Genomic DNA, 791 nt, shown 5'->3' on the forward strand with positions numbered 1-791 from the left:
GAATCCCAAAAAGTGCGTCGTAGTCCGGATTGGAGTCTGCAACTCGACTCCATGAAGTCGGAATCGCTAGTAATCGTGGATCAGAATGCCACGGTGAATACGTTCCCGGGCCTTGTACACACCGCCCGTCACACCATGGGAGTGGGCTGCAAAAGAAGTGGGTAGTTTAACCTTCGGGAGGACGCTCACCACTTTGTGGTTCATGACTGGGGTGAAGTCGTAACAAGGTAGCCCTAGGGGAACCTGGGGCTGGATCACCTCCTTATACGAATAGATTATTGCGATGAGTGTTCACACAGATTGATATGGTTTAGAAAGTTAGAGCAACTCTTAGTGTCCCGTTCGTCTAGAGGCCTAGGACACCGCCCTTTCACGGCGGTAACAGGGGTTCGACTCCCCTACGGGATACCATCTTTAAGCATTCTTGTGAGTGTGTTTAAAAATGGTTACTTCTTTGAAGTGATTAGCTCTTTAACAATTTGGAAAGCTGACGAATAACAACAATCCCCATATCTTCGGGTATGCGTTGTTATTCAATTAAAAGTTCTCAAATCCTATATCTCTTAGAGATGTAGGTACCAACACACATTCAAGTGTTCTTGGAAACACCACAGTTTACTGTGATGTTTAATATTTGAGTCCGGCAAAATCGAATGTCTCTCGCTCATTCAATAATGAGAGACAAAACCTTGGTTGTTTGCCATACATGAAGACCTCTTGGGGTTGTATGGTTAAGTGACTAAGCGTACACGGTGGATGCCTTGGCAGTCAGAGGCGATGAAGGACGTATT

At 45.6% G+C, this 791-nt stretch carries 1 tRNA gene and 1 rRNA gene; both read left to right on the forward strand.

What is annotated here, in order from left to right:
• Positions 1 to 265: ribosomal RNA gene (locus DPF91_RS21890) — 16S ribosomal RNA — on the forward strand; the annotation flags it as partial.
• Positions 266 to 335: 70 nt separating this feature from the next.
• A tRNA-Glu gene (locus DPF91_RS21895) sits at positions 336 to 411 on the forward strand.
• Positions 412 to 791 lie beyond the last annotated feature (380 nt).

This window comes from Vibrio maerlii (assembly GCF_003415655.1).
GTDB lineage: Bacteria > Pseudomonadota > Gammaproteobacteria > Enterobacterales > Vibrionaceae > Vibrio > Vibrio maerlii.